Origin of the sequence: Streptomyces sp. NBC_01224 (assembly GCF_036002945.1) — a bacterium.
Lineage (GTDB): Bacteria > Actinomycetota > Actinomycetes > Streptomycetales > Streptomycetaceae > Streptomyces.
In genome coordinates this window covers 6,243,180-6,269,333 of the sequence record NZ_CP108529.1, presented here as the reverse complement: position 1 = coordinate 6,269,333, position 26,154 = coordinate 6,243,180, and the positions used below count along the sequence as shown (strand labels likewise).

The window sequence follows — 26,154 nt, the reverse complement described above, 5'->3', positions numbered from 1 at the left end:
CCTTCTGCTGTGCGCCGCGACTCGCGCCCACGATCGCGACGGCCTGTGGAGGAGCCTAACGGGTGCACCGGAGCCTCTGTCAGGCGAGGGAGACGATCATCTTTCCGGTGTTCTCGCCACGCAGCAGACCCATGAAGGCGTCGAAGCCGTTCTCGATGCCTTCGGCGAAGGTCTCCCGGTACTTCAGCTCGCCCGAGGCCAGCCAGCCGGCGACCTCCTGGACGAACTGCGGCTGGAGCGCGGCGTGATCGCCGACGAGCATGCCCTGGATGCGCAGCCGCTTGCCGATGACCAGGGCGAGGTTGCGCGGGCCGGGGGTCGGCTCGGTGGCGTTGTACTGGGCGATCATTCCGCAGACGGTGACGCGGCCGTGCACGTTGAGCGAGGAGATCGCCGCTTCGAGGTGCTCGCCGCCGACATTGTCGAAGTAGACGTCGATGCCGTCGGGGGCGGCCGCGCGCAGCTGCTCGGCGACCGGGCCGTTCTTGTAGTTGAAGGCCGCGTCGAAGCCGTACTCCTCGACGAGGAGCTTGACCTTCTCGTCGGAACCGGCCGAGCCGATGACCCGCGAGGCGCCCTTGAGCTTCGCCATCTGGCCGACCTGGCTGCCGACCGCGCCGGCGGCGCCGGATACGAAGACGGCGTCGCCCTCCTTGAAGGAAGCGACCTCGAAGAGGCCGGCGTAGGCGGTGAGGCCGGTCATGCCGAGCACGCCGAGATAGGCGGAGAGCGGGGCGAGCGACGCGTCGACCTTCACGGCGTGCTTGGCCGGGACGTCGGCGTACTCGCGCCAGCCCAGGCCGTGCAGGACATGGTCGCCGACCGCGATGCCCTCCGCGTTCGAGGCGATGACCTCGCCGACCGCTCCGCCTTCCATGGGGTGGTCGAGCTTGAAGGGCGGGGTGTACGACTTCACATCGTTCATCCGGCCCCGCATGTACGGGTCGACCGAGAAGTGCAGATTACGGACGAGGACGCGACCCTCGCCGGGAGCGGTGACCGGAGCCTCACGCAGCGCGAAATCCTCGGCCTTCGGCCAGCCGTGGGGACGGGCGACGAGGTGCCATTCACGGCTGGACGTGGGAAGTGCTGCAGACATGGGCTCGGGGTCTCCTCAATGCCTTACGGGGCGGGGGAAGCTGCTTCGCCCGAGCCGGTGGGGGTCGACGGGGGAAGCGGAATGCTTCATTACGTGAAACAACCATGCTCCTGAATATTTCACCTTGTCAAGTAACCGGCTATCCTGGGTGTCATGGCCACCACTCGTACAGACCCTCTGACCCTCGAAGTCGTCGAGCTCATCGGTACCGTCGTGGCGCGCTACTACGAGGAGTACGACGAGGCCGCGGCGACCCACTCCCTCACCGGCGCCCAGGCGCGCGTCCTCGGGCTGCTCTCCCTGGAGCCGATGCCCATGCGCAAGATCGCCCAGAAGCTGAAGTGCGAGCCGTCGAACATCACCGGCATCGTCGACCGGCTGGAGACGCGCGGCCTGGTGGAGCGCAGGCCGGATCCGGCCGACCGGCGGGTGAAGCTGGCCGCCCCGACGGAGAGGGGTGCGCGGACAGCGCAGCAGCTGCGCGATTCGCTCACTTTCGCCCGGGAGCCGCTGGCCGAGCTGTCGGACGGGGACCGGGCGATGCTGCGGGACCTGCTGCGGCGGATGCTGGGCGAATCAGGCCCGCGCCGCGACTGAGGACGCGGCGCGGCGGGGGGCCGCGCGACCGGGCGAACCGCTCACCAACAGAGCCACAACCAACACGCGTCGGACTTGGTCGGCGAGGGCGTCGGGCTTGGCTTGGGCGGCGCCGGGCTTTCCGACTGCGTCGGGCCGTCGCCGGGCCGGACTGAGGCCGAGGGTTGGCCGGGCGTTCGCGCCGTGGCACTCGGGCCGACCGACGGGTCCATGGCGGCGGAGGGCGCGGTGGAGGCCGGTGCCGACGCGGCGGAGCCCTCGGGGCGGGCACTGCCGGTCACCCCGCCCGCCCCCGTGGCATCGGCAGGATGGGAATCGGTGGCCGGGAGCACGGATGGACCGCCCACCGGACCGGGCGGCTCGACCGCGTCGCTCGCCGAGGGGTCGGGGGCCGGCTCGGTCGTGACCGAGGTCGATTCGCGTACGTAGTCCGAGGCGCCGTCGTCGCCCTTCGGCTCGATGGCCAGCTCGGCCAGGCTCAGCGCCCCGGCCGCGAGCACCACGCCGAGCACGACGAGCAGGGCCGTCCGGCCGCGACGGCGGTGCGCACGCCGGCCACGCCCCTGCGCCCCGGCCCGCCGTTCCGGTCTGTGGGAACCACGCGTGCCGCGCGCGGGCTGGGCAGCATCGCGCCCCCGGCGGCGTCGGCCCCCGGGCTGGGACGGTGCGGGCGTCTCGCGCTCCGCATCCGGTTCGTGACCGGAGAACGCAGGCGTCGCGTAGTGGCTCAGCGCCTCGGCGGGGGTTCCGCATCCGGCGCAGGCCAGGGCACCGTTGAGATGCCGCTGACACGGGTGGCAGTAATCCATGGCGCCCGCAGATTAGATGCCTGTAGGACAACCTAGATAGCCGCTCAGGTGAGGATCCTGTGTGGAAACGTTGAATCCATGACCTCGCCCACGCGTTTCGGCCCTCGTGAGTTCCAGCTCGTCCTGTTGCGCCGGATGGCCGACCATCAACCCGCCCTCGTCGACGACGCCCGGCAGGAGCTGAGCGCCTCGCTCGCCGAGATGCGGGAGGCCAACCGCCGTTGGCAGGCCATGGTGCGGGCGCCGCGCGGGCGGGGCGCCCTGCGCCGCTACCGTTCGGTGCTCGGCGAGCCCGAGTCGTCCGTACACCGCACCATCGGTGACCTGGAGTGCGACGCGCTGCTGTGGCCGGTGCCGCTCTGGCCGGATCTGCGGTTCGAGGTGATGGTCGCGCCGGGCGGGGCCGTATGGAACGAATGGCTGGTCCGGGCGCCGGGAGCGCCGGGCCCCGAGCTGCGTACGGTCGAGGACCTGCGCCCCTGGTCGGGCACGGTGGACGAAGTCGCACGGGCCTTCGCACCGGCCCGCCCCATGGAAGGCAGCGCACCGACCCGGTGGGCGCTCGCGATCACCGCGCCCGGGACGGGTGAGCGGTATGTCGCCGAATTCACCTGGGGGCTGTTCCAGCGGCTGCTGCCCGGCTGACTTCCCCTACCGTACTTTTCTGTCGGTTCGTCAGCTTTGTACCCCTACGGCCCATCCCGACGCGCGCAATGACTCCGAACGGCGCACGATGCGAAGAGAGCCGGCTGCCGCCGGTACCCCCATCAGCGCTCTCGGGAGAACCTGCCGTGACCGTCAGCCTTGAGCAGTTGCGCCGTTGCCATGTCGCCGTCGACCTCGGGGCCGCCCGGACCCGCGTGTTCGTCAAGGGGCTCGGGCTCGTCGTCGACGAGCCGAGTGCCGCCGCCATGAACACCCGTACCGGCTCGCTCATCGCCGTCGGCACGCTCGCCGAACAGATGACGGGCCGCACCCCCGACTACATCCGGGTGGTCCACCCGGTCACCGGCGGAACCGTCATCGACATCGAGATGGCCCAGCGCATGCTCCGCCAGCTGCTCGGCGAGAAGCTCCGCCGCCAGCTGCGCCGCAAGCCCCGGCTGCGGGCCGCCGCCTGCACCCCGCACGACAGCGATCCGCTCGCCCAGCGGGCCACCGTCGAGACACTGGTCGGGCTGGGCGCCCGGCGGGTCGAACTCGTCGACACCCTGATCGCGGCGGCCGTCGGCTGCGGGCTCCCCGTCGAGCAGCCGACCGCCTCCATGATCATGGTGTGCGGGGCGGCGACCACCCAGATCGCGGTGCTCTCGCTCGGTTCGATCGTGACCGCCGCACGCATCCCGGTCGGCGGCGACGCCATCGATCACGCGGTGATCCAGCATCTGCGCCAGCACCACGAGCTGATGCTGCCGAGCCAGTCCGTACGCCCGCTCCAGGTGGCGCTCAGCGGCAGCGGTCTGACCGCGCACGGTCCCGCCACGACCGAGATCCACGGCCGGGACGTGGCGACCGGCCTGGCCCGCTCGGTGCAGGTCGACACCGCCGCGATGCGTCAGGCGATCCACGCGCCGCTGACCGCGGTGCTCGACGGCCTCGGCAAGATCCTGCGCGCCTGTCCGCCCGACCTGGTGGCCGACATCGCCGACTGCGGGATCATGATGGTCGGCGGCAGCGCGCAGCTGCCCGGTCTCGAACAGCTGCTGCGGAATGCCACGGGTGTGCCCGTGCACATCGCCGAGCGGCCCGACGTGTGTTCCGTACTGGGGCTCGGTGCGATGCTGGACGGGAAGATCGAACCGTTGGTTCTCGACCCGCTCGCCTGCTGACCACCGCGGGGGTGCGGCGTATGACCGAAGAGACAGCGAACACGGCGGCGGCGAACGCGGCCGCCGGGCCCCCGGACGAGGAGACGGCCGCCGCGGCCGGCACTCCGCAGGCACCCCGGCTGCCGATGCTCCTAAAAGCGGTACTGAGCGTCGGCACCGACCTGGAACTGCGTGCCACCCTCCAGCAGATCGTGGACGCCGCCGCCGCGCTGACCGGGGCCCGGTACGGTGCGCTCGGCGTGCTCGACGCCGAGCGCGGCACCATCAGCGAGCTGATCACCTCGGGCCTCGACGAGACCGAGCGGCAGCGCATCGGCGACTTCCCGGACGGGCACTCGGGGATGCTCGGCGTCCTCATCGACGAACCGCAGCCGCTGCGCTCGGACGATCTGACCACCGACCCGCGCTCCTGCGGGGTGCCGCCCGGCCACCCGCCGATGCACTCCTTCCTCGGGTCGCCGATCCGGGTGCAGAACCAGGTGTTCGGCAATCTCTACCTCACCGAGAAACGCACCGGCCACTTCACCGATACGGACATGGCGCTGCTGCGGGTGCTGGCCTCGCAGGCCGGAATCGCGATCGGCAATGCCCGGCTGTACGAGGCGGCCCGGCAGCGGGAGCGCTGGATCGAGGGGGCGGCCGCCGTCACCACCACCCTGCTGACCGGTGGGAACGCGGCCGACGCGCTGATGACCGTCGCCGAGGGGGCCAGAGCCCTCGCCGACGCCTGTGCCGGGGTGATCCTCCAGCCGAACAAGGAGGGCGGGATGGAGATCGTCACCGCGTCCACGCTCGACGATCCGGCCGGGATCGTCGGTACGACCATCGAACCCGGCTCCGCCGTGCTGGTCCAACTGCTGGGCGGCGAACCGGTGTTCATCGAGGACTCGGCGACCGATCCGCGGATGACGACGCATGTGCGGTCGCGGTTCGGCCCCAGCATGATGCTGCCGCTGCAGAGCGGCGGGCGGCTGATCGGCACCCTGGCCCTGCCCCGGCGGCGCGGCGACCGCCCGTACACGGCCGCGGACCGGCTGCTGGCCTCCCAGTTCGCCTCGCAGGCCGCACTCGCCCTGGTCCTGGCGGACGCCCAGCACGACCGGGAACAGCTCGCGGTGTACGAGGACCGGGACAGGATCGCCCGCGATCTGCACGACCTCGTCGTCCAGCGGCTGTTCGCAGCCGAGATGATGCTGGAGTCGACCCGCCGCAGGGCCGCCGTTCCGGAGTCGGACGAGCTGCTCGGCAAGGCCGTCGACGAGCTGGACTCCACCATTCAGGAGGTACGGACGGCGATCTTCGCCCTTCAGCAGCCGCCCGCCGAGGTCCCCTCCACGTTCCGCGGCCGGGTGCTGCGGGAGACCAGGGGCGCCGCGGCCGTCCTCGGCTACCAGCCGTCGGTGCACTTCAACGGGGCGGTCGACACATTGGTCCGGGATCCCGTGGACCGGCGGCTGCTCGCCGCGCTGCGGAGCGCCCTCGCGGCCGCGCACCGGCGGGCCGGGGTATCGGCGATCGAGGTGGAGGTGGATGCGACGGCCGTACTGCCGGACGGGCGGGCCGGGGTCCGGCTGGCGGTCGCCGACGACGGCCGGGACGAGGACGGCTCGCGCTCACCGACCTTCACCTGGCAGGCGCCGCTCTGAGCGCTACGCGGGTGTTGGAGTGGGCGACGCCGGCCTCCCGCTTGAGCCTGCGCAGCAGTCCGTCCAGCGCTGCGGTGTCGGCGACGGCGGCCCGTACGAGATAGTCGTGGCCGCCGGTCACATGCACCACTTCGGTGATGCCGGGCAGGGCGAGCACCGCCCGCTCGAACACCTCGTTCGTCGTGTCCATCCGCAGCGACACGTCGATGAAGACGACAAGGCCCGTACGGGTGTCGGCGGCCGGGTCGATGATCACGGTGAAGCCGCGGATGACACCGTCGCGCCGCAGCCGGCGCACCCGGTCGGCCGCGGCGTTGGCGCTGAGCCCGACCCGTACGCCCAGATCGCGGTACGAGATCCGGGCATCCTCCTGCAGGATGCCGAGGATTTCCCTGTCCAGACGGTCCATACTGCGATTGTCGCAGCTTTGTCCGGATTGCGACGTCGCAAGGCACATCCGGAGCTCTCCCCTCGCCCCGAGCGCGGTTCCCGGCCGGGTTGCCCCGCATGGCGCATCCCGACGGGCCCATGGCTTGTGCCCGCCCTTGACTGATGGGGTGGATACAGCCGTCAAGCAGCCTTCTGTCCCCGACGGCGCACCGTCCGCGGCCGCCTGTCGCAACCTCGTGATGGCCACGATCGGTTTCGGGCTGACCTTCTGGGCCTGGAATCTGATCGCGCCCATGGCCGGGGACTACAAGGAGCGGCTGGGTCTGAGTTCGTTCGAGCAGTCGCTGCTGGTCGCGGTGCCGGTGCTGGTCGGTTCGCTGGGCCGGATCCCGGCGGGCGCGCTCACCGACAAGTACGGTGCGCGGCTGATGTTCCCGCTGATCTCGGCGCTCACCATCGCGCCGGTGCTGCTGCTGATCCCGGCGAAGAACTCCTATGGCGCGATGCTCGCCGTGGGCTTTCTGCTGGGCCTGGGCGGCACGACGTTCGCGATCGGTATCCCGCTGGTCAACTCGTGGTTCCCGCCCGCCGCCCGGGGGCTCGCGCTCGGGGTGTTCGGCATGGGCATGGGCGGCGTCGCCCTGTCCGGGTACTTCACCCCGCGGATCGCCGAGCACGGCGACAATCTGCCGTTCCTGGTGGTCGCGGCGGCGCTCGTGGTGTACGCGGCGCTGGCCGCGGTGCTGGTCAGCGACCGCCCGGACCGCCCGGTACCGACCGACTCGCTCGCCCATCGACTGGGTGAGGCGGGGCGGCTGCGGGTCACCTGGGAGCTTTCCGCGCTGTATGCGATCGGCTTCGGCGGGATCGTCGCGTTCGGTGTCTACCTCCCCACGTATCTGAAGACCTGGTACGACCTCTCACCGACCGACGCCGGTACGAAGGCCGCCGGGTTCGCCCTGGTCACGGTCATCTTCCGGCCGATCGGCGGCTGGCTCTCGGACCGCATCCACCCGGCCCTGGTCACGGCGGCGGCGCTCGGCCTGGCTGCCCTGATGGCGATCGTCCAGGCCTTCGACCCGGAATTGGCCCCCGGCGGCACGATCGCACTGCTCTGCATGGCGGCCGGCCTGGGCACCTCGAGCGGCAGCATCTTCGCCCTGGTCTCCCAGGTGACACCCCAGGCGAAGGTGGGCAGCGTGACCGGGATCGTCGGCGCGATGGGGGGCCTGGGGGGCTTCGTGCCGCCGCTGGTGATGGGGGCGATCTACAGCGTGAAGGGGTCGTACTCGATCGGCTTCATGCTGCTGTCGGATCTGGCGCTGGCGGGGTGCGTGTACGCGTACGGGCGCATGCGGGGGCTTCAGCGGGAGTAGGGGGCTCGGCTTCACGCCGGTTCGGGCGCCCCACCGTCACGGGTTCCGTCCTCGGACGCCGGACGGGCTCGGTGGTCTCGCCGGGTCGGTGGCTGCTTCGGAGCCGGCCGGGGCGTCTTCGGGCCCGTCCGGCGATTGACGTCTTTCGAGGCCGTCCGGCGGTTGAGGGCGAACCGGACGGCGGACGGGCGCAGGGGTGCCGGGCTAGGGTGCGGCAGGTGACTCCTCTTCTGTTTGTGCCGGATGACGGTTCCGCCCGGGAAGCCACCCGATTCGGCGAACACACCATGACGTACGACCGGTTGGCCACCGCCTCCACCGCGCTCGCCGCGCGTCTCAGTGGTGCCGGACGCGTCGCCGTATGGGCCACGCCCACGCCCGAGACCGTGGTCGCCGTCGTGGCCGCGCTGCGGGCCGGGGTGCCTGCGGTGCCGCTCAACCCGAAGACGGGCACGCGCGAACTCGCGCACATCGTGGCCGACAGCGAACCGACCGTGGTGCTGGCCGGGGCGGGCGACGTGCTCCCGCCGGTGCTGGACACGCTGGGCCGTATCGATGTCGACACGGCCACGGACGGCAAGGGCGGCGCCGCGCTCCCGGAGCCCTCCCCCGAGTCCCCCGCGCTGATCGTCTACACCTCCGGCACCACGGGCCCGCCCAAGGGCGCGATCCTGCCGCGGCGGGCGATCGCCGCGTCGCTGGACGCGCTGGAGGACGCCTGGCAGTGGACCGGCGACGACGTGCTCGTCCACGCCCTGCCGCTGTTCCATGTGCACGGTCTGATCCTCGGCGTGCTCGGTCCGCTGCGCCGTGGCGGATCGGTACGGCACCTGGGCAGGTTCTCCACCGACGGTGTGGCCCGGGAGCTGTCGTCCGGCGGCACGATGCTCTTCGGCGTACCGACGATGTACCACCGGCTGGCCGAGGCCCTCGACGGCCGTGCCCCCGGTGCGACCGAGCTGGCGAAGGCGCTGGCCGGGGCCCGGCTGCTGGTGTCCGGGTCTGCCGCACTGCCGGTCCACGACCACGAGCGGATCGCGGCGGCGACCGGCCGCCGGGTCATCGAGCGGTACGGCATGACGGAGACCCTGATGAACACGGGCGTCCGGGCCGACGGCGAACCACGCCCCGGCACGGTCGGCGCACCCCTGCGCGGCGTCGAGCTCCGCCTGGTCGAGGAGGACGGCACCGTCCTCACCGACCCCGACGCCATCGGCGAGATCCAGGTGCGCGGCACGAACCTCTTCACCGGCTATCTCAACCGCCCCGACGCCACGGCCGCCGCGCTCACCGAGGACGGCTGGTTCCGAACGGGAGACATGGCCACCCGTGACACCGACGGCTATGTACGGATCGTCGGCCGCAAGGCCACCGATCTGATCAAGAGCGGCGGGTACAAGATCGGCGCCGGTGAGATCGAGAACGCGCTCCTCGACCATCCCGGTGTCCGCGAGGCCGCCGTCACCGGTGAGCCGGACCCGGATCTGGGCGAGCGGATCGTCGCCTGGGTGGTGCCGGACGACCTCGCCTCGCCCCCGACGGAGGACGAGCTCGCGGACCATGTGGCCGCCCAGCTGTCCCCGCACAAGCGCCCGCGCACGGTCCGCTACCTGGACGCACTGCCCCGCAACGACCTGGGCAAGATCATGAAGCGGTCGCTCCATGCCTGACCGGCTGACAGCGAGGGCGGCGATCGCGGCCGTCGCCACCGAGTTCGAGGAGTTCGTCGATTCCGGCGTGGCCGACCACGACACAGATGGGGACGGGCCCCTGTCCTGGGCCGGGTACGCGGACTCCCGGGCCCGCGCCGCCACCCGTACCGGCGAGGAGGAGTCCGTCGTCCACGGCCTCGCCTCCGTCGGCGGCCGGAGCTGTGTCCTGGTCTCGTTCGAGTTCGGATTCCTGGGCGGCTCACTCGGGCAGCGCACCGGGGACCTGCTGGAGGCCGCGTACGAGGCCGCCCGGACCCGGGGGCTTCCGCTGGTCTCACTCATCGCGACGGGCGGCAGCCGGATGCAGGAGGGCATGGTCGCCCTGACCCAGCTGCAGCGCGTGGCCCGCGCCTCGGCACGGCTACGGGCGGCCGGCCCCGCTCAGCTCGCGGTCCTGCGTGACCCGACGACGGGCGGCGGCTGGGCAACGCTGGGCGCGGGCGCCGATGTGATCCTGGCGCTGCCGGGCGCCCAGGTGGGGTTCGCCGGATCCCGGGTGCGGCCCGCGGACGCGGACCCCCACGCGTACACCGCCGAGGGCCAGCTGGCCGCGGGCCAGATCGACGCCGTCGTCACGCCGGACGAGCTCCCGGAGGCAGTGGCCCGCTGGCTGCAGGCGCTCCACGCACCCGGTTCCCCGGCCCCCGGCCCCGCTCCGGTGCCGGACGCCCTGTCCGCCACCGGTCTCCCGGTGACCGGCTGGGACGCGGTCCGGCAGGCCCGCTCCCCCTCCCGGCCGCGCGCCGAGGCGTATCTGGACGCGTATTTCGACCACCGGCTCCCGCTCGGCGGCGACCGCTGCGGTGGTACGGATCCGGGGCTGCGCTGCGGTTTCGGGCGGCGCGACGGCCGGACGATCGCGTACGTCGCCCAGTGCGGAACCGCGACCCGCCCGGCCGGCTACCGCACGGCGGCCCGGGTGATCCGGCTGGCCGACCGGCTCGGTGTTCCCGTGCTCACCCTGATCGACACCCCGGGCGCGGCGAACGACGCCGAGGCGGAACGGGCGGGCGCGGGCGCGGCCATCGCCGACACCTTCGCGGCGATAGCCGAGGCCGGGGTCCCCGTCACGACGCTGGTGATCGGCGAGGGCGGCTCGGGCGGCGCACTGGCCCTGGCGGCACCGGGAAACACCTATGTCACCCAGGACAGCTATTTCTCGGTGATCGCCCCGGAATCGGCGGCGGCGATCCTGAAGCGCACCCCGGACGAGGTACGTGCCACGGCCGACCAGCTGCGGCTGCGCCCCCAGGACCTGGTGGAACTCGGCATCGCCCGCGCCGTGGTGCGGCCTGATCCGCCCGGGGACTGAGCCGTCAGGGCTGCGGGTCCTTCGCGTCGTACCGCGTGAACCCGCGCCACCGCAGCCCCAGCAGCGATACGGCGACGACACAGGCGATCCCACCGCCGGTCACCGCCAGGCCGGGCGAGGTCAGATCGGCGACCGATCCGGCCAGGAAGTCGCCGAGCCTCGGTCCGCCCGCCACCACGACGATGAACACGCCCTGCAGCCGTCCTCGCATCTCGTCCGGCACGGCCGCCTGGAGCATGGTGTTCCGGAAGACCATCGACGTGGTGTCCGCGCACCCGGCGAGCGCGAGGAAGATCAGCCCGAGCCAGAGCTGACGGGTCAGCCCGAAGATCGCGATGGCGGTGCCCCAGGAGGCGACGGCGAGGAGCACGGCGAGGCCCTGGCGGCGGATGCGTCCCAGCCATCCGGAGAACACCCCGCCGAGCAGCGCCCCCAGCGCCGGAGCGGCGACCAGCAGCCCGGTGGTCTTCGCGTCACCGCCGTACCAGACCACCGCGACGACGGGGAACAGCGCCCGGGGATGGGCCAGCACCATGGCGCACAGGTCGGTGAAGAAGGTCATCCGCAGATTGGGCCTGGTCCCCAGGAAGCGCAGCCCGTCCGCGACGGACGCCCGTTTGTCCCCCGCGCCCTCCCCCCGTTCCGGCAGCATCGAGGGCAGCCGCCACATCGCGTACAGCGAGGCGGTGAAGGTGACGGCGTCGACGGTGTACGCGGCCCGGTATCCCCACCAGCCGACGACGATCCCGCCGAGCATCGGCCCGACCAGCGTGCCGGTGGTGCTGGTCATGGAGGTGAGCGCGTTGGCGGCGGGCAGTTGCTCGGCCGGCAGCAGCCGGGCGATCATCGAGCTGCGGGCCGGTGCGTTGACCGCGAAGCAGGCCGCCTGCAGGGCGACGATCGCGTACAGCAGCCCCACCTGTTCCACCCCGGCGACGGTGGCGGCGACCAGCCCGACGGAGAGGACGAACGACCCCGCGGAGCTGGCCAGTCCCAGCTTGCGGCGGTCGATGGTGTCTGCGACGGCCCCGCCGTACAGCCCGAAGACGACCAGCGGCAGGAACGAACAGAACCCGATGAGCCCGACCGAGAAGGCGGACCCGGTGATGTCGTAGACCTGGAGCGAGACAGCGAGCGCCGTCATTCCCTGCCCGATCCAGGAGACCGTGTTCCCGAACCAGAGCCGCCGGTAGTCGGGGGAGGTCCGCAGCGGCGTCAGATCGGCGAGTATTCGTGTGCGGTGTGCAGGTTCTTCGGCTGTTTCGGTCACAGCGGATGGTAACGACCGGCGTGTGTCCGGTGGTCCGGTCCTCATCGGGCACAGCCTGTTCCCGGCCACACCTCCGCGTCAGGAGGCGCGACCGCCCGCGCAGTTCGGCGCCCGCTCCCACCCGCCTACCGCCAGTGGATTCCTGACGGGCGGGCAGTCGAGTACACAGTGCCGTTATGTGGTTGTTGGGCACGGCGCTCGAACAGAGTGGCGTACAGACCTCTCCGGCCCAGGAGTTGGGTATGTGTGCCCGACTCCACCAGACGTCCCTCGTCCAGAACAAGGATGCGGTCGGCGTCCGCGGCAAGGGCCAGGTCGTGCGTGATCACGATGGTGGTGCGGCCCTCGGCGAGACGCCGCAGCGGCGCGAGGATGCGCTGTGCGGCCATTCTGTCCAGTCCGGTGGTGGGCTCGTCGAGGAGGAGGACGGGCGCGTCGCGCAGCATGGCGCGGGCGATGGCGATGCGCTGCAGCTGGCCTCCGGAAAGCCGCGAAGTGCCGGTGGAAATGACGGTGTCATATCCCTCTGGCAAGGTGCGGATGAACCCATGGGCGTCGGCAGCCTTCGCGGCTTCCACGACGTCACGGTGGCTCACATCCGTGCGCCCGCAGCCGATGTTCTCCTCGATGGTGTCGTGCAGGACGAGCGTGTCCTGGGGCAGCAGCGTGATGTTCCGGCGGAGGTAGGTCAGCGGCAGCTGGTCCACGGGCACGCCGTCCAGCCGGACACTGCCGGCATCCGGGTCGTAGAACCTCAGCAGCAGAGCCGCCAGGGTCGACTTGCCCGCGCCACTGGGGCCGGTGACGACCAGCAGTTCCCCGGGGCTCGCGGTGAGCGAGAGATCCCGGAGAACCGGCTCGCTGCTGCCGGGGTAGTGGAAGAGGACCTGACACGCCTCCACCTCGCCGAGCGCACGGTTGCGGGGCGGGGCGGGCACGGAGGAGGCCGGGTCGGTGACGGCGGGCTCGGCGTCGAGGATTTCCAGCAGCCGTTCGGCTCCCGCGGTCGCGGCGGTGGCCGTCAGGCCCAGCTGTCCCAGGGAGCGGATCGGCGGGTAGAGGTAGCCGATGAAGGCGGCGAAGGCCAGCAGCTGTCCGAGCGTCATCCGCTGCTGGGAGATCTCCCACGCCCCCAGCCCGATGATCGCCAGGACGCACAACGTTTCGAGGACCTCGACGAGTTGCTCGTAGAACTCGGTGAGGCGGACGGCCTTCACCGCTGTCTTCAGCCGGATACGTGCCTTGCTGAGGAGTCGCTCCTCCTCGTCGTGCTGCCTGTTGTACGCCTGGGTCATGACGACGTTGACCAACGTCTCCTCGACCACGGCCGTGATGGCACCGTCCGCCGCCCGACCGCGCCGGGACACCGCGCGCAGGGGCCCGGCGAAACGGGTGGTCGTGAACCAGAAGAGCGGCACCATGACAAAGGTGGCAAGGGCCAGATCCCAGCGCAGCCACAGGGCGGCGGCGGCGTAGAAGACCGTGCTGAACAGGGCCGATGCCGCCCCGACGATGCCGGAGACCACGAGCGCTTCGATGGCTTCCACGTCACCCGTCAGCCGCTCCACCAGGTCACCGCGGCGATTGCGCTGGTAGAAGTGCGGCGGAAGCGTCTGAAGATGACTGAATACCCGTGCCCGCAGCCTCATCACGAAGCGTTCGGCGACCCAGGCGGCGAGCGAGTTGCCCAGATATCCCACCACCGCACCGATGACGGCCACGGCGACCCACTGGCCGGCAGGCTTCCAGAAGGCGCTGACGGAGCCGGTCTGCAGAGCGGTGTCGGTGAGTTTGGCGAAGAGCAGGACCGTGATGGTCTCGGCGATGGCGGCCAGGACGGCGCACAGGAAAATGAGGATGAGCCAGCGCCGGTCGCCCTTGGTCAGTGGCCAGAAGCGCCGGAACGCCACGACGATGCTGATGGGATCCGTGCGGATCGGAACATCCGTCACCGAGTCCTGAGGAGTCTCTTCGGGGGGCGCTGGGCGCCGGGATGAGCTGCGGAGGCGCATGGGCGTCACGTCACAGAGGTGCTCGGACTATGGACCATCTCCATAGGCGCGGACCCCCAAACGGCGAGGCCCGCGCCGTAGCGCGAGCCTGCCTCGTTTAGGGGATGGTGTCGGGGGTGTCGGGTCAGTAACCCCACCCACCGCCGCCGCCACGGCCGTAACCGCCGCGTCCGCCACGTCCGCCGCGTCCGAAGCCGCCACGTCCGCGTCCGAAGCCGCGTCCGTAGCCGCCGCCTCCGCCGCGTCCGCGTCCGAAGCCGCGTCCGTAGCCGTAGCCACCGTCACCGTCGTGGTCCCCGCCCCTGTGGTCGAAGATGCTGCGTACGTTCATCTTCGTCTCCTTTGGAAGGTATCCATGCCGCTCCTGGTTCTTGCTGCGGCACTACCGACATTACGACTACCCCCTACGACCAACAAGTCGTACAAGCCACGATTCGGATGAAAGTCACGAAATACCGCAAACCTTCAGAGCGTTGCCATGAGTGACTCTCTGGACACCCCCGGAGCCAGGGCGCCGACCGCCCTTCAGCGACTGGCCACCTTTGCCCATGGCAATGCTCACCAACAGAGCCTGAAGAAGCCGGCCTCATGGGCGGCACGGGCCTGACGGACGCTTTGCGGCCGCGCTCCGTCGCGCGCAATCGAGTCTGCCCGCCCGGACCCTGACGGCACGAGAGATCCGGCGGGCGACGCGCCGGGACGCGGCGCGGCCACTTGATCTTGGTCCGGGGCTATGGTGAGGGCCCTCACGGAATCCGTGAGGGCCCTGCTGCCTGCATATGCACAGGTCATAACGTTTCTGCCGGGAACAGCGACAGTGGGGCGGGTGGGACTCGAACCCACGGCCGACGGATTATGAGTCCGCTGCTCTAACCGGCTGAGCTACCGCCCCTTTTCGGCGCGGCGCGTACAAGTGTGCGCGCCGTCTGCCGCAGCATAGCCGGTCATACGATCTCTCGCTCCGGATGGCCGGCTTCGCATGACCATGAAGACTTCGCTGGTCCCTGCCCGGTTCCGAACGGAGCGAAGTAGACGCGAAAGAGTCACGTGCACCCCACACGCACCACGGCGAAGGGCCGGCGACGGGCACGCGAAAGAGGACCCCGCAGGGTCCTCTTCCGTTCCGCTCCCCCGACTGGACTCGAACCAGTAACCCTCCGGTTAACAGCCGAATGCTCTGCCAATTGAGCTACAGGGGATCGCGCTCCCCCGACTGGACTCGAACCAGTAACCTGCCGGTTAACAGCCGGCTGCTCTGCCAATTGAGCTACAGGGGATTGCTGCGTTTGCACCGAACCCTACCTGCCTGGCTCCTGCCGGGCGGCGCGCGTTCGCTGCGACACATACATTAGCGCAAGCAGGGGGGTGCTTTGCCAATCGGTATCGCCCGGGGTGATCTCGGATGCCCGCGGGTAGGCGGGCAGCACACGTCGCACTGAGCAAGGAAGGGTGGCAGCCATGCGGTACCGGCTCACGTTCATCGCCGGACTGGCCCTCGGATACGTGATCGGCACGCGGGCCGGGCGCGAGCGTTACGAGCAGCTGAAGAAGTCCGCACGTCAGTTCGCCCAGAATCCGGCCGTGCGCAATACCGCCGAGTCCGCGGCACAGAGCGGCCGCGATCTGGCCGGCAAGGCTTACCACGCGGTCAGCGACAAGGTCGGCGACAAGATGCCCGCCTCGGTGGCCGACCGGGTGCGCTCGCTGCGGGACCGCGGCCAGAACGGCGAGGACGACTGGGGCACCACCAACACCTAGTCGGGGGCCGCCCGCCCACTGCCGCGCCACCGGTACGGAAACGCTCCGGCGGTGCGGCAGAATCTTGGGCATGGGCATAGTCGCCGGCTTGGACAGTTCTTCCGCCTTCACACACATCGTCGTCTGCGATACGGACACGGGCGCCGTGCTGCGCCGGGGGTACGCCGCACACCCCGTCGAGGCGAAGGCCACCGAGGTCGACCCGCAGGCGTGGCTGCTCTCGCTCGGTGAGGCCGCCACCGGAGGGCTGCTCGAAGGTGTGCAGGCCATCGGTGTCTCCGCGCAGCAGCACGGTCTGGTGCCGCTGGACCACCAGGGCAATCTCGTACGCCCGGCGCTGCTCGGCAACGACAGGCGGGCGCAGGTCGCCGCGGCCGATCTGATCGACGGGCTCGGCGGGCGGCAGTCCTGGGCCGAGGCGGTCGGGTCGGTGCCGCAGGCCGCGCAGCCGGTGTCGAAGCTGCGCTGGCTGGCGCGCACCGAGCCGGAGGCGGCGCAGCGCGTGGCCTCGGTGCTGCAGCCGCACGACTGGCTGGTGTGGCAGCTGCTGGGGCGGCCGACCCGGCGGACCACCGACCGGGGTGCCGCGTCCGGCACCGGTTACTGGTCGGCGGGCAGTGGTGCCTACCGGCCCGACCTGGTGGAGCTCGCGCTCGGGCACCAGGCGGCGCTGCCCGAGGTGCTCGGCCCCTCCGATGCGGCCGGGACGACGCCCGAGGGGCTGCTGATCTCCGCGGGGACCGGCGAGACGATGGCGGCGGCGTTCGGGCTCGGGGTCGGGGCCGGCGATGCGGTGGTGTCACTGGGCGCGTCGGGTTCGGTCATGGCGGTGCACCACGAGGCGCTGTCCGATCCGAGCGGGATGATCACTTCGTTCGCGGACGCGACCGGGATGCATCTGCCGGTGGTGTACACGTCGAATGCGGTACGCGCGTTGCGCGGGTCCGTCGAGATGCTGGGCGTGGAGGGGCTGGAGGAGCTGTCCGCGCTGGCGCTGAAGTCGACGCCGGGCGCCTCCGGGCTCGTACTCCTGCCGTATCTGGAGGGCGAGCGCACCCCACATCTGCCGCACACGGCGGGGACGCTGTGCGGGCTGCGGCGCGAGTCGATGAAGCCGGAGCATCTGGCGCGGGCGGCGTTCGAGGGAATGCTGTGCTCGCTGGCCGACGCGCTCGATGTACTGCGCGGCCGCGGCGTCGAGGTGCGGCGGGTGTTCCTGCTGGGAGCGGCGGCCGAACTGCCCGCAGTGCAGGGGCTCGCGCCCGCACTGTTCGGTACGCAGGTGGTCGTGCCGCAGCCCGCCGAGTACGCGGCGCTGGGAGCGGCCCGGCAGGCGGCCTGGGCGCTGGGGGTCTCGCAGGGGACGGCGGATCCGCTCACTCCCCCGGCCTGGCAGGGTGCCGCGGCGCAGGTGCTGGAGCCGGGCGAGGAGCTGGCGGTCGGCCGGGCGGTGCGACAGCAGTACATGGCCACGCGCGACCAGATCCATCCGGGGGCGTTCGACTTCGCGCCCTGAGCCGGCCACCCTGCGTGACATGACCGGGTACACCTGACGGAGATCGATCTTCCACATGTGTACTCGGTCTTTTTTTTGACCTGGTCTTGAATAAAATCGTTCGCAGTCCCCGTCGGGGGTGCCGGAAAATGGGTCGTCTCCCGACCTCTGCCGACTCCGAGAGACACGCGTGCTCATAAAACTCCTGCGGGCCTATCTCGGTCCGTACAAGAAACCCATCCTGCTCCTGGTCCTCCTTCAACTCCTGCAGACCTGCGCCACCCTCTATCTGCCCACCCTGAACGCCGACATCATCGACAGCGGTGTCGTCAAGGGGGACACGGGCTACATCCTGGAGTTCGGCGGCATCATGATCGCCGTCAGCATCGCCCAGGTGGTCTGCAACATGGGGGCCGTCTACTACGGCGCCCGCACGGCGTCCGCCCTCGGCCGTGATGTCCGGGCGTCGGTCTTCGACCGGGTGCAGTCGTTCTCGGCGCGTGAGGTCGGGCGGTTCGGCGCACCCTCGCTGATCACACGTACAACCAATGATGTCCAGCAGGTCCAGATGCTCGTGCTGATGACGTTCACCCTGATGGTGTCGGCACCGATCATGTGCGTCGGCGGCATCATCATGGCGCTCGGCCAGGACGTCCCGCTTTCGGCCGTGCTGCTCGCGGTGGTACCGGTGCTCGGCATCGCGGTGAGCCTGATCGTCAAGCGGATGCGGCCGCTGTTCCGCACCATGCAGGAACGGGTCGACACCGTGAACCGGGTGCTGCGCGAGCAGATCACCGGCAACCGCGTGATCCGCGCCTTCGTCCGTGACCGTTACGAGGAGGAGCGTTTCCGCGGCGCGAACAACGAGCTGACCGATGTGGCGCTGTCCACGGGCCGGCTGATGGCGCTGATGTTCCCGACCGTGATGACGGTTGTGAATGTGTCCTCGATCGCCGTGGTCTGGTTCGGTGCCCACCGCATCGACAGCGGCGGCATGGAGATCGGTGCGCTGACCGCGTTCCTCGCCTATCTGATGCAGATCGTCATGTCGGTGATGATGGCCACCTTCATGTTCATGATGGTGCCGCGCGCCGAGGTCTGCGCCGAGCGCATCCAGGAGGTCCTGGAGACCGAGTCGAGCGTGGTGCCGCCGGTCAAGCCGATCAGCGAGCTGCGCGCCCATGGTCATCTGGAGGTCCGCGGCGCGGACTTCCGTTACCCGGGCGCCGAGGAGCCGGTGCTGCGGTCGGTGGATCTGGTGGCCCGTCCCGGCGAGACCACCGCGATCATCGGGTCGACGGGCAGCGGCAAGTCGACGCTGCTCGGACTCGTACCGCGGCTGTTCGATGTGACGGACGGCCAGGTACTGGTCGACGGCACGGACGTACGGACGCTGGAGCCGGCGCTGCTGGCGAAGACCGTGAGTCTCGTTCCGCAGAAGCCGTATCTGTTCTCCGGGACGGTCGCGACGAATCTGCGGTACGGAAACCCGGACGCCACCGACGAGGAGCTGTGGCACGCGCTGGAGGTCGCGCAGGCCAAGGAGTTCGTCGAGGCGCTGGAACACGGCCTGCACGCGCCGATCGCGCAGGGCGGCACCAATGTCTCCGGCGGACAGCGGCAACGTCTGGCGATCGCCAGGACACTGGTGCAGCGGCCGGAGATCTACCTCTTCGACGACTCGTTCTCCGCGCTCGACTATGCGACCGACGCCGCACTGCGCGGGGCGCTCTCGCAGGAGACGGCCGAGGCCACCGTGGTGATCGTGGCGCAGCGGGTGTCCACCATCCGTGACGCCGACCGGATCCTGGTGCTGGACGAGGGCCGGGTCGTCGGCTCCGGCACCCATCACGAGCTGATGGACGGCAATGACACGTACCGGGAGATCGTGCTCTCCCAGCTGACGGAAGCGGAGGCCGCGTAATGGCCGGGCCTGGCGGACGCATGATGGCGGGCGGGGCGCCGACCGACCGGTCCATGGACTTCAAGGGGTCATCGAAGCGGCTGCTGAAGCGCTTCGCCGCGGAGAAGACCCCGCTGTACGTGATGCTGGCGGCCTGTGTGCTGAGCGTCGGCCTGTCGGTGGTCGGACCGAAGATCCTCGGCAGGGCGACCGACCTGGTGTTCGCCGGGGTCATCGGCCGGAGCATGCCGGAGGGAACGACCAAGGAACAGGCCGTCGAGGGCCTGCGCAGGACCAACAGCGGCCTCGCCGACATGCTCTCCGGGGTGGATTTCACACCGGGTCACGGCATCGACTTCGGTGCGGTGGGTGACGTACTGCTGGTGGCACTGGCGGTCTACGTCGGTGCCGGGCTACTGATGCTGGTGGCGACGCGGCTGTCGATCCGGATCATCAACCGGATCGTGTTCCAGCTGCGCGAGGACATCCAGACGAAGCTGTCGCGGCTGCCGCTGTCCTACTTCGACCGGGCCAAGCGCGGCGAGGTGCTCAGCCGGGCGACGAACGACATCGACAACATCTCGCAGACGATGCAGCAGACGACGGGCCAGCTCATCAACTCCCTGCTCACCATCGTCGGCGTACTGATCATGATGTTCTGGGTCTCGCCGCTGCTGGCGCTGGTCGCGCTGGTGACGGTGCCGCTCTCGGTGGTCGTGGCCACGAAGGTCGGCAAGCGGTCCCAGCCGCAGTTCGTGCAGCAGTGGAAGGTGACGGGCAAGCTCAACGCCCATATCGAGGAGATGTACACCGGGCACACCCTGGTGAAGGTCTTCGGCCGCCAGGAGGAGTCCGCGAAGGACTTCGCCGAGCAGAACGAGGCGCTGTACGAGGCCGGTTTCAAGGCGCAGTTCAACAGCGGGATCATGCAGCCGCTGATGATGTTCGTCTCCAACCTGAACTATGTGCTGATCGCCGTCGTCGGTGGTCTGCGGGTCGCTTCGGGTTCGCTGTCGATCGGTGATGTGCAGGCCTTCATCCAGTACTCGCGGCAGTTCTCGATGCCGCTGACCCAGGTCGCCTCGATGGCGAACCTGGTGCAGTCGGGCGTCGCGTCGGCCGAGCGCATCTTCGAGCTGCTGGACGCCGAGGAGCAGGGCGCCGACCCCGCGCCGGGTACCGGCGAGCACCCCGAGGAGCTGCGGGGCAGCGTCTCGCTGGAGAAGGTGTCGTTCCGCTACGACCCGGAGAAGCCGCTCATCGAGGACCTCTCGCTGAACGTCGAGCCGGGCCACACGGTCGCGATCGTCGGCCCGACCGGCGCGGGCAAGACCACGCTCGTCAATCTCCTGATGCGCTTCTACGAGGTGACGGGCGGACGGATCACCCTCGACGGGGTCGACGTGGCGAAGATGTCGCGCGACGACCTGCGGTCGGGAATCGGCATGGTCCTCCAGGACACCTGGCTGTTCGGCGGGTCGATAGCGGAGAACATCGCGTACGGCGCTTCGCGCGAGGTCACCCGGGAGGAGATCGAGGAGGCGGCGAAGGCAGCCCACGCCGACCGTTTCATCCGCACCCTGCCGGACGGCTACGACACGGTGATCGACGACGAGGGCTCCGGCGTCAGCGCGGGCGAGAAGCAGCTGATCACCATCGCGCGGGCGTTCCTGTCCGACCCGGTGATCCTGGTGCTCGACGAGGCGACCAGCTCCGTCGACACCCGTACCGAGGTGCTGATCCAGAAGGCGATGGCGCGCCTGGCGCACGGTCGTACGAGCTTTGTGATCGCGCACCGGCTCTCCACCATCCGGGATGCCGACGTCATCCTGGTGATGGAGAACGGCTCGATCGTCGAACAGGGCACGCACGACGAACTGCTGGATGCCGAGGGCGCGTACGCCCGGCTGTATTCGGCGCAGTTCGCGCAGGCGGTCGCCGAGGTCGACTAAGCAGTCCCCGCATGAGGAGGGCCCGCACCGCCGGCCGGCGGTGCGGGCCCTCCTTTCTTCGGGCCGGACCGGGCCGCGCTCACGGGCGAGGTGGCGACCCGGCCGGTCCACCGGCGGTGCCCGTACGGCCCGGCGTCCCCGCGGGGTCAGTCGAGGTAGCCGCGAAGCTGGTCGGCGAAGGCGTGGTCCCGCAGCTTGTTGAGGGTCTTGGACTCGATCTGGCGGATGCGTTCGCGTGTCACGCCGAAGATCCTGCCTATCTCCTCGAGTGTGCGGGGCCGCCCGTCGGCCAGCCCGTAGCGCAGCTGAACCACCTTTCGCTCACGCTCGTTCAGAGTGGAGAGCACCGCTTCCAGATGCTCACGCAGCAGCAGGAACGCGGCTGACTCGACCGGGGAAGCGGCGTCACCGTCCTCGATCAGGTCACCGAGGGCGACGTCCTCCTCCTCGCCGACCGGGGCGTGCAGCGAGACGGGTTCCTGGGCGAGCCGCAGGACTTCGCCGACCCGTTCCGGGGTGAGATCGAGCTGGTCGGCCACCTCCTCGGGCGTCGGCTCGTAGCCGCGCTCCTGGAGCATCCGGCGTTGGACCCGTACGACGCGGTTGATCAGTTCGACGACATGGACCGGAACCCGTATGGTCCGCGCCTGGTCGGCGAGGGCGCGGGACATGGCCTGCCGGATCCACCAGGTCGCGTACGTCGAGAACTTGTAGCCCCGGGCGTAGTCGAACTTCTCGACCGCCCTGATCAGTCCGAGGTTTCCCTCCTGGACCAGATCGAGCATGGTCAGCCCGCGGCCGACATAGCGTTTGGCGACGGAGACGACGAGGCGGAGGTTGGCCTCGATGAGACGGCGCTTCGCCATCCGCCCCATGACCACCAACCGGTCGAGATCGACAGCCAGTCGGGTGTCCGGGTCCGGGGTGCTCGCGAGTCGTTCCTCGGCGAAGAGACCGGCCTCGACGCGGCGGGCGAGCTCCACCTCGTCGGCGGCGGTGAGCAGCGGAATCCGGCCGATCTCCCGCAGATACTGGCGGAAGAGATCGGAGGACGGGCCGGCGGTCTCCGGGCGGCCTCGCGGCTCCGGCGTTTCGGGCGCCTGGGGCAGCTCCTCCATGAGTGTCTCGGGTGGGTCGGGTGGGTCGGACGGTGTCTGCGGCTCCACCGCGGCCTCCGGATGATGCACGGCCCGGTTCTGCGCGGGTATGGCCGAGACATGCTCGGTTTCGGTCAGGGTCCGGGTCTGCACGGGGGCGACCTCCAGGTGATCGCTGCCGGATCGCGGGGATGGAGGACCACCGTTCGGTGGGCCGGCCGCGCTCCGATGACTCAGGCACCGCCCCCCAGTGTGGGGGAAGACACATCGCTGCCACGAGGGGCGTGCGGGGACTTTCTGAGTCCGGTCCGTGACCGAGCGGTTACGGGAACGGGGCGGTTTTTCGAGCCCGCCCGGCGATCGAGGACGCAGCGGCGACCGGGCGGACCCGGTGGGCCCTCCCGGGGCGCGGCGCCGGAACCTCGCGTCAGAGCGCGTCGGCGCCGTTGTTGCGCAGGGCCTGGGCGTACTGCTGGAGCACCCAGACCTCGTTCTGCGCGGCCGCGAGGTGGTCCGGGGCGACATTGCTGCCGAGCCGGGCGAGGCTGCCCTGTACGTCGTTGATCCGGCGGTCGACGGCGCGCAGCCGGACCTGGACGAGCTGCATGCCCGCGTAGGTCTCGTCGATGGTCTTGCCGTGGAAGACCTCGACCGCCAGCTCGGTGACCAGCTTGCGCACCGTGTCGTTGGGGGTCGCGTCGAGCACCTGGACCAGATACTCGCGGGTCTCCGGGACACCCATCTCGGCGCCGCCCGCCTCCGCGATGCACTGCCGGACCGCAGCGTACGGCGGGGCGGTGAACTCATCGGCCCCGTAGGCATCGAAGGCCGGTGCGACGAGGGCGGGTTTCTGCAGGGCGAGCTTGAGCAGCTCGCGCTCGGTGCGGTGCGCCGGGCTGCGGAGGTTGAGCGCGGGGCCGGAGGGGGCGGCGGCGGCCCGGACCTGCTGGTGCTGCGCGCCGGCACGGGAGGAGGCGGGCTCCGGTCCTCGCCGGTCGCCCCGCCCGCGGGCCCACTGGGCGAGCTGGTTGACCCGGTGCACGACGTACTCCTGGTCCAGGATGCCGACGAAGCCGGCCAGCTGGACGGCCACCTCGCGCTGCACGCTGCCCGTCTTGATCTTGGCGACGACCGGTGCCGCCTCGTCGAGCGCGGCGGCGCGGCCCGCCGGGGTCTCCAGGTCGTATCGGCCGACGATCTTGCGGAGCGCGAACTCGAAGAGCGGGGTACGGGGTTCGACCAGGTCCCGGACGGCCTCGTCCCCCTTGGCCAGGCGCAGATCGCACGGGTCCATGTTGTCCGGGGCGATCGCGATGTACGTCTCGGCGGCGAACTTCTGGTCGTCCTCGAAGGCGCGCAGGGCGGCCTTCTGCCCGGCCGCGTCACCGTCGAAGGTGAAGATCACCCGGGCGCTGCCGTTGTCCATCAGGAGGCGGCGCAGGATCTTGATGTGGTCGCCGCCGAAGGCCGTACCGCAGGTGGCGATGGCGGTGGTGATCCCGGCGAGATGGCAGGCCATGACGTCGGTGTAGCCCTCGACGACCACGGCCCGGCTGGCCTTCGCGATGTCCTTCTTCGCCAGGTCGATGCCGTACAGCACCTGGGACTTCTTGTAGATCGCGGTCTCGGGGGTGTTGAGGTACTTCGGTCCGTTGTCGTCGTCGCGCAGCTTGCGGGCGCCGAAGCCGACGACATCGCCGGAGGTGTCGCTGATCGGCCACATCAGCCGGCCGCGGAATCGGTCGATGGGGCCGCGCCTGCCGTCCTGGGAGAGGCCGGAGGTGATCAGCTCCTTGTCGCTGAAGCCCTTGCCGCGCAGATAGCGGGTGAGGTGGTCCCAGCCGGCCGGGCTGTAGCCGACGCCGAAATGGGCGGCCGCCGCCTGGTCGAAGCCGCGCTCGGCAAGGAACTTCCGGCCGATCTCGGCCTCGGGGCTGTCCAGCTGCTCGACATAGAACTGGGCCGCCACCTTGTGCGCCTCGACCAGCCGGATGCGCTCACCGCGCTGGTGGGAGGGGTTGTACCCGCCCTCCTCGTACCGCAGGGTGATGCCCGCCTTGGCGGCGAGCCGCTCGACCGTCTCGGAGAACGAGAGATGGTCGATCTTCATCACGAAGGCGATCGTGTCGCCGCCCTCCTGGCAGCCGAAGCAGTGGAAGAGACCCTTGCTCGGGCTGACCTGGAAGGAGGGGGACTTCTCGTCGTGGAACGGGCAGAGGCCCTTGAGGTTGCCACCGCCGGCGTTGCGCAGCTGGAGATACTCGGAAACGACGGCGTCGATCGGGACCGCGTCCCGTACCGCCTTCACATCGTCGTCATTGATCCTGCCTGCCACGGGTGAAGTCTACGGGTGGGGTGCGACAGCTGTGCCGCGCGGCGATGTGATCCGTGGAACCCGGCGGCGAGGACGCCTGGCGGGTGCCGTACGGCTGAGCCGTCCCGTCCGGGGCCACCCGGCGGAACGGCCGGCCCGGCTCGGCTCAGTCCAGGGAGACCAGCGGTACCGACGGGTCCGCCAGCGCGTCCGGGTCGACCTGTCGGCCGGACCGGATCAGCTTCTGCACGGTCTCGGTGACGTCCCACACGTTGACGTTCATCCCGGCCAGTACCCGGCGGTCCTTCAGCCAGAAGGCGATGAATTCGCGCTTCCCCGCATCGCCGCGGATGACCACCTGGTCGTAGCTGCCCGGCGGCGCCCAGCCCGAGTATTCGAGGCCGAGATCGTACTGGTCGGAGAAGAAGTACGGCACCCGGTCGTAGCTGACGTCCTTGCCGAGCATGGCGCGGGCCGCGGCCGGGCCACTGTTCAGCGCGTTCGCCCAGTGCTCCACGCGCAGCCGGGCGCCGAGCAGCGGATGGGCCACGTTGGCGACGTCACCGGCCGCGAAGATGTGCGGGTCACAGGTGCGCAGGGAGGCGTCGACGGCGATGCCGCCGCCGTCCTTGCGCGCGGCCATGTCGAGCCCCGCGGCTTCGGCGAGGGCGGTGCGGGGGGCGGCACCGATCGCGGCGAGCACGTCGTGGGCGGGGTGCTCCTCGCCGTCGTCGGTGCGGACCGCGAGGACCAGGCCGTCCTGGCCGATGATCTCGGTCAGGCGGACGCCGAAGTGGAAGCGGACACCGTGGTCGCGGTGCAGATCGGTGAAGATCTGGCCCAGTTCGGGCCCGACGACCTGATGCAGTGGCGTCGGCTCCGGTTCGACGACGGTGACCTCGGCGCCGTAACCGCGCGCCGCCGCCGCGACCTCCAGGCCGATCCAGCCGGCCCCGGCGATCACCAGATGGCCGTTGTCGCGGCCGAGGGCGGCCAGTACGTTGCGCAGCCGGTCCGAATGGGCGAGACGGCGCAAATGGTGGACTCCGGCCAGGTCCGTACCCGGAATGGGGAGGCGGCGCGGCTCGGCCCCGGTGGCGAGCAGCAGCTTGTCGTAGTGGACGACGGTGCCGTCGCCGAGCTGTACGGAGCGGGCCTGCCGGTCGAGGCTGGTGACGGGCTGGCCCAGGTGGAGCTCGATGTCGGCGCTCGCGTACCAGGCGGTCTCGTGGACGAAGACGCTCTCCCGTTCCTCCTTGCCGGTCAGATAGCCCTTGGAGAGCGGAGGCCGTTCGTACGGATGGTCGCGTTCATCGCCGAGAAGGATCACCCGGCCGCTGAAACCTTCCGCCCGGAGTGTCTCGGCTGCCTTCGCTCCTGCCAGTCCTCCGCCGACGATGACGAACGTCCGATGTGCGTCGACCACTTGATGCCTCCTCGGTGCTTGCTGCGCGGGGCCCAACTGCGAGCGTCCCGCACGCAGCGTGATGGCGAAAGAGGGTGTACACCGATCAGGTCACACCCAGTGGTCACAGGCCGGTCTGCGCGGCTCGGTCGATACCGCGCCGTGCGGCTCGCGGACA

General features: G+C 70.4%; 21 protein-coding genes and 3 tRNA genes. 12 read left to right on the top strand and 12 right to left on the bottom strand.

The window, feature by feature from the left end:
- Positions 1-79 precede the first annotated feature (79 nt).
- Complete coding sequence (locus OG609_RS28175) at positions 80-1,099, bottom strand: NADP-dependent oxidoreductase (protein ID WP_327275382.1); 1,020 nt, start codon at positions 1,097-1,099, stop codon at positions 80-82.
- 153 nt (positions 1,100-1,252) lie between these two features.
- On the opposite strand from OG609_RS28175, the gene OG609_RS28170 reads away from it, so the two are divergent.
- On the top strand, positions 1,253-1,696 hold the full coding sequence (locus OG609_RS28170; RefSeq protein WP_327275381.1) for a MarR family winged helix-turn-helix transcriptional regulator: 444 nt from the start codon (positions 1,253-1,255) through the stop codon (positions 1,694-1,696).
- 41 nt (positions 1,697-1,737) lie between these two features.
- Here the strand turns inward: OG609_RS28170 and OG609_RS28165 are convergent, their stop codons facing one another.
- Positions 1,738-2,505, bottom strand: a complete 768-nt coding sequence (locus OG609_RS28165; RefSeq protein ID WP_327275380.1) for an SCO2400 family protein — start codon at positions 2,503-2,505, stop codon at positions 1,738-1,740.
- Positions 2,506-2,583: 78 nt separating this feature from the next.
- Between OG609_RS28165 and OG609_RS28160 the strand changes: the two genes are divergently transcribed.
- The 3 genes from OG609_RS28160 to OG609_RS28150 all read left to right on the top strand — a co-directional run bounded on the left by OG609_RS28160 (position 2,584) and on the right by OG609_RS28150 (position 5,980).
- Positions 2,584-3,150 (top strand): hypothetical protein, encoded by a 567-nt coding sequence (locus OG609_RS28160; RefSeq protein ID WP_327275379.1) that lies wholly within the window; start codon positions 2,584-2,586, stop codon positions 3,148-3,150.
- Between the two features lie 146 nt (positions 3,151-3,296).
- Complete coding sequence (locus OG609_RS28155; protein ID WP_327275378.1) at positions 3,297-4,334, top strand: rod shape-determining protein; 1,038 nt, start codon at positions 3,297-3,299, stop codon at positions 4,332-4,334.
- 20 nt (positions 4,335-4,354) lie between these two features.
- On the top strand, positions 4,355-5,980 hold the full coding sequence (locus OG609_RS28150; RefSeq protein ID WP_442818013.1) for a GAF domain-containing protein: 1,626 nt from the start codon (positions 4,355-4,357) through the stop codon (positions 5,978-5,980).
- Here the strand turns inward: OG609_RS28150 and OG609_RS28145 are convergent.
- Positions 5,958-6,389 (bottom strand): Lrp/AsnC family transcriptional regulator, encoded by a 432-nt coding sequence (locus OG609_RS28145; RefSeq protein ID WP_093897145.1) that lies wholly within the window; start codon positions 6,387-6,389, stop codon positions 5,958-5,960. The genes OG609_RS28150 and OG609_RS28145 overlap by 23 nt on opposite strands.
- A 148-nt stretch (positions 6,390-6,537) precedes the next feature.
- Here OG609_RS28145 and OG609_RS28140 point away from each other — a divergent pair, with 148 nt between their 5' ends.
- The 3 genes from OG609_RS28140 to OG609_RS28130 all read left to right on the top strand — a co-directional run bounded on the left by OG609_RS28140 (position 6,538) and on the right by OG609_RS28130 (position 10,770).
- Positions 6,538-7,746 (top strand): MFS transporter, encoded by a 1,209-nt coding sequence (locus tag OG609_RS28140; RefSeq protein WP_327275377.1) that lies wholly within the window; start codon positions 6,538-6,540, stop codon positions 7,744-7,746.
- A 209-nt stretch (positions 7,747-7,955) separates the two neighbouring features.
- Positions 7,956-9,416, top strand: a complete 1,461-nt coding sequence (locus OG609_RS28135) for an acyl-CoA synthetase (protein ID WP_442818012.1) — start codon at positions 7,956-7,958, stop codon at positions 9,414-9,416.
- Positions 9,409-10,770: a carboxyl transferase domain-containing protein gene (locus OG609_RS28130; protein ID WP_327275375.1), complete on the top strand. Its 1,362-nt coding sequence runs from the start codon at positions 9,409-9,411 to the stop codon at positions 10,768-10,770. The genes OG609_RS28135 and OG609_RS28130 overlap by 8 nt, the downstream gene beginning before the upstream one ends.
- Before the next feature lie 4 nt (positions 10,771-10,774).
- Here the strand turns inward: OG609_RS28130 and OG609_RS28125 are convergent, their stop codons facing one another.
- The 3 genes from OG609_RS28125 to OG609_RS28115 all read right to left on the bottom strand — a co-directional run bounded on the left by OG609_RS28125 (position 10,775) and on the right by OG609_RS28115 (position 14,383).
- Complete coding sequence (locus tag OG609_RS28125; protein WP_327275374.1) at positions 10,775-12,040, bottom strand: MFS transporter; 1,266 nt, start codon at positions 12,038-12,040, stop codon at positions 10,775-10,777.
- Between the two features lie 125 nt (positions 12,041-12,165).
- On the bottom strand, positions 12,166-14,052 hold the full coding sequence (locus tag OG609_RS28120) for an ABC transporter ATP-binding protein (RefSeq protein WP_385654776.1): 1,887 nt from the start codon (positions 14,050-14,052) through the stop codon (positions 12,166-12,168).
- A 124-nt stretch (positions 14,053-14,176) separates the two neighbouring features.
- On the bottom strand, positions 14,177-14,383 hold the full coding sequence (locus OG609_RS28115) for a hypothetical protein (protein WP_327275372.1): 207 nt from the start codon (positions 14,381-14,383) through the stop codon (positions 14,177-14,179).
- Positions 14,384-14,530: 147 nt separating this feature from the next.
- Here OG609_RS28115 and OG609_RS28110 point away from each other — a divergent pair, with 147 nt between their 5' ends.
- Complete coding sequence (locus OG609_RS28110; RefSeq protein ID WP_327275371.1) at positions 14,531-14,659, top strand: hypothetical protein; 129 nt, start codon at positions 14,531-14,533, stop codon at positions 14,657-14,659.
- A 211-nt stretch (positions 14,660-14,870) separates the two neighbouring features.
- Here OG609_RS28110 and OG609_RS28105 read toward each other — a convergent pair.
- From OG609_RS28105 to OG609_RS28095, 3 genes are all read right to left on the bottom strand, one after another.
- Positions 14,871-14,944 (bottom strand) — tRNA-Ile (locus OG609_RS28105).
- A gap of 234 nt (positions 14,945-15,178) precedes the next feature.
- Positions 15,179-15,251 (bottom strand) — tRNA-Asn (locus OG609_RS28100).
- 5 nt (positions 15,252-15,256) lie between these two features.
- Positions 15,257-15,329 (bottom strand) — tRNA-Asn (locus tag OG609_RS28095).
- 181 nt (positions 15,330-15,510) lie between these two features.
- On the opposite strand from OG609_RS28095, the gene OG609_RS28090 reads away from it, so the two are divergent.
- The 4 genes from OG609_RS28090 (at position 15,511) to OG609_RS28075 (ending at position 21,160) form a co-directional block, all read left to right on the top strand.
- Positions 15,511-15,810: a YtxH domain-containing protein gene (locus OG609_RS28090; protein ID WP_327275370.1), complete on the top strand. Its 300-nt coding sequence runs from the start codon at positions 15,511-15,513 to the stop codon at positions 15,808-15,810.
- 70 nt (positions 15,811-15,880) lie between these two features.
- The gene (locus OG609_RS28085; protein WP_327275369.1) at positions 15,881-17,326 is read left to right on the top strand and encodes an FGGY family carbohydrate kinase; all 1,446 of its coding nucleotides are present in this window, start codon (positions 15,881-15,883) and stop codon (positions 17,324-17,326) included.
- A 169-nt stretch (positions 17,327-17,495) separates the two neighbouring features.
- Positions 17,496-19,229 carry an ABC transporter ATP-binding protein gene (locus OG609_RS28080; protein ID WP_327275368.1) on the top strand — a complete coding sequence of 578 codons (1,734 nt, stop codon included), beginning with the start codon at positions 17,496-17,498 and terminating at the stop codon, positions 19,227-19,229.
- Positions 19,229-21,160, top strand: a complete 1,932-nt coding sequence (locus OG609_RS28075) for an ABC transporter ATP-binding protein (RefSeq protein WP_327275367.1) — start codon at positions 19,229-19,231, stop codon at positions 21,158-21,160. Before OG609_RS28080 ends, OG609_RS28075 begins: the two co-directional genes overlap by 1 nt.
- Positions 21,161-21,306: 146 nt before the next feature.
- On the opposite strand, the gene OG609_RS28070 is transcribed toward OG609_RS28075, so the two are convergent.
- From OG609_RS28070 to OG609_RS28060, 3 genes are all read right to left on the bottom strand, one after another.
- Positions 21,307-22,410, bottom strand: coding sequence for an RNA polymerase sigma factor (locus OG609_RS28070; protein WP_327275366.1), 1,104 nt, complete (start codon positions 22,408-22,410; stop codon positions 21,307-21,309).
- A 274-nt stretch (positions 22,411-22,684) separates the two neighbouring features.
- Positions 22,685-24,592, bottom strand: a complete 1,908-nt coding sequence (gene dnaG / locus OG609_RS28065; RefSeq protein WP_327275365.1) for a DNA primase — start codon at positions 24,590-24,592, stop codon at positions 22,685-22,687.
- Between the two features lie 145 nt (positions 24,593-24,737).
- Positions 24,738-25,997, bottom strand: coding sequence for an NAD(P)/FAD-dependent oxidoreductase (locus tag OG609_RS28060; protein ID WP_327275364.1), 1,260 nt, complete (start codon positions 25,995-25,997; stop codon positions 24,738-24,740).
- Between the last annotated feature and the right edge of the window lie 157 nt (positions 25,998-26,154).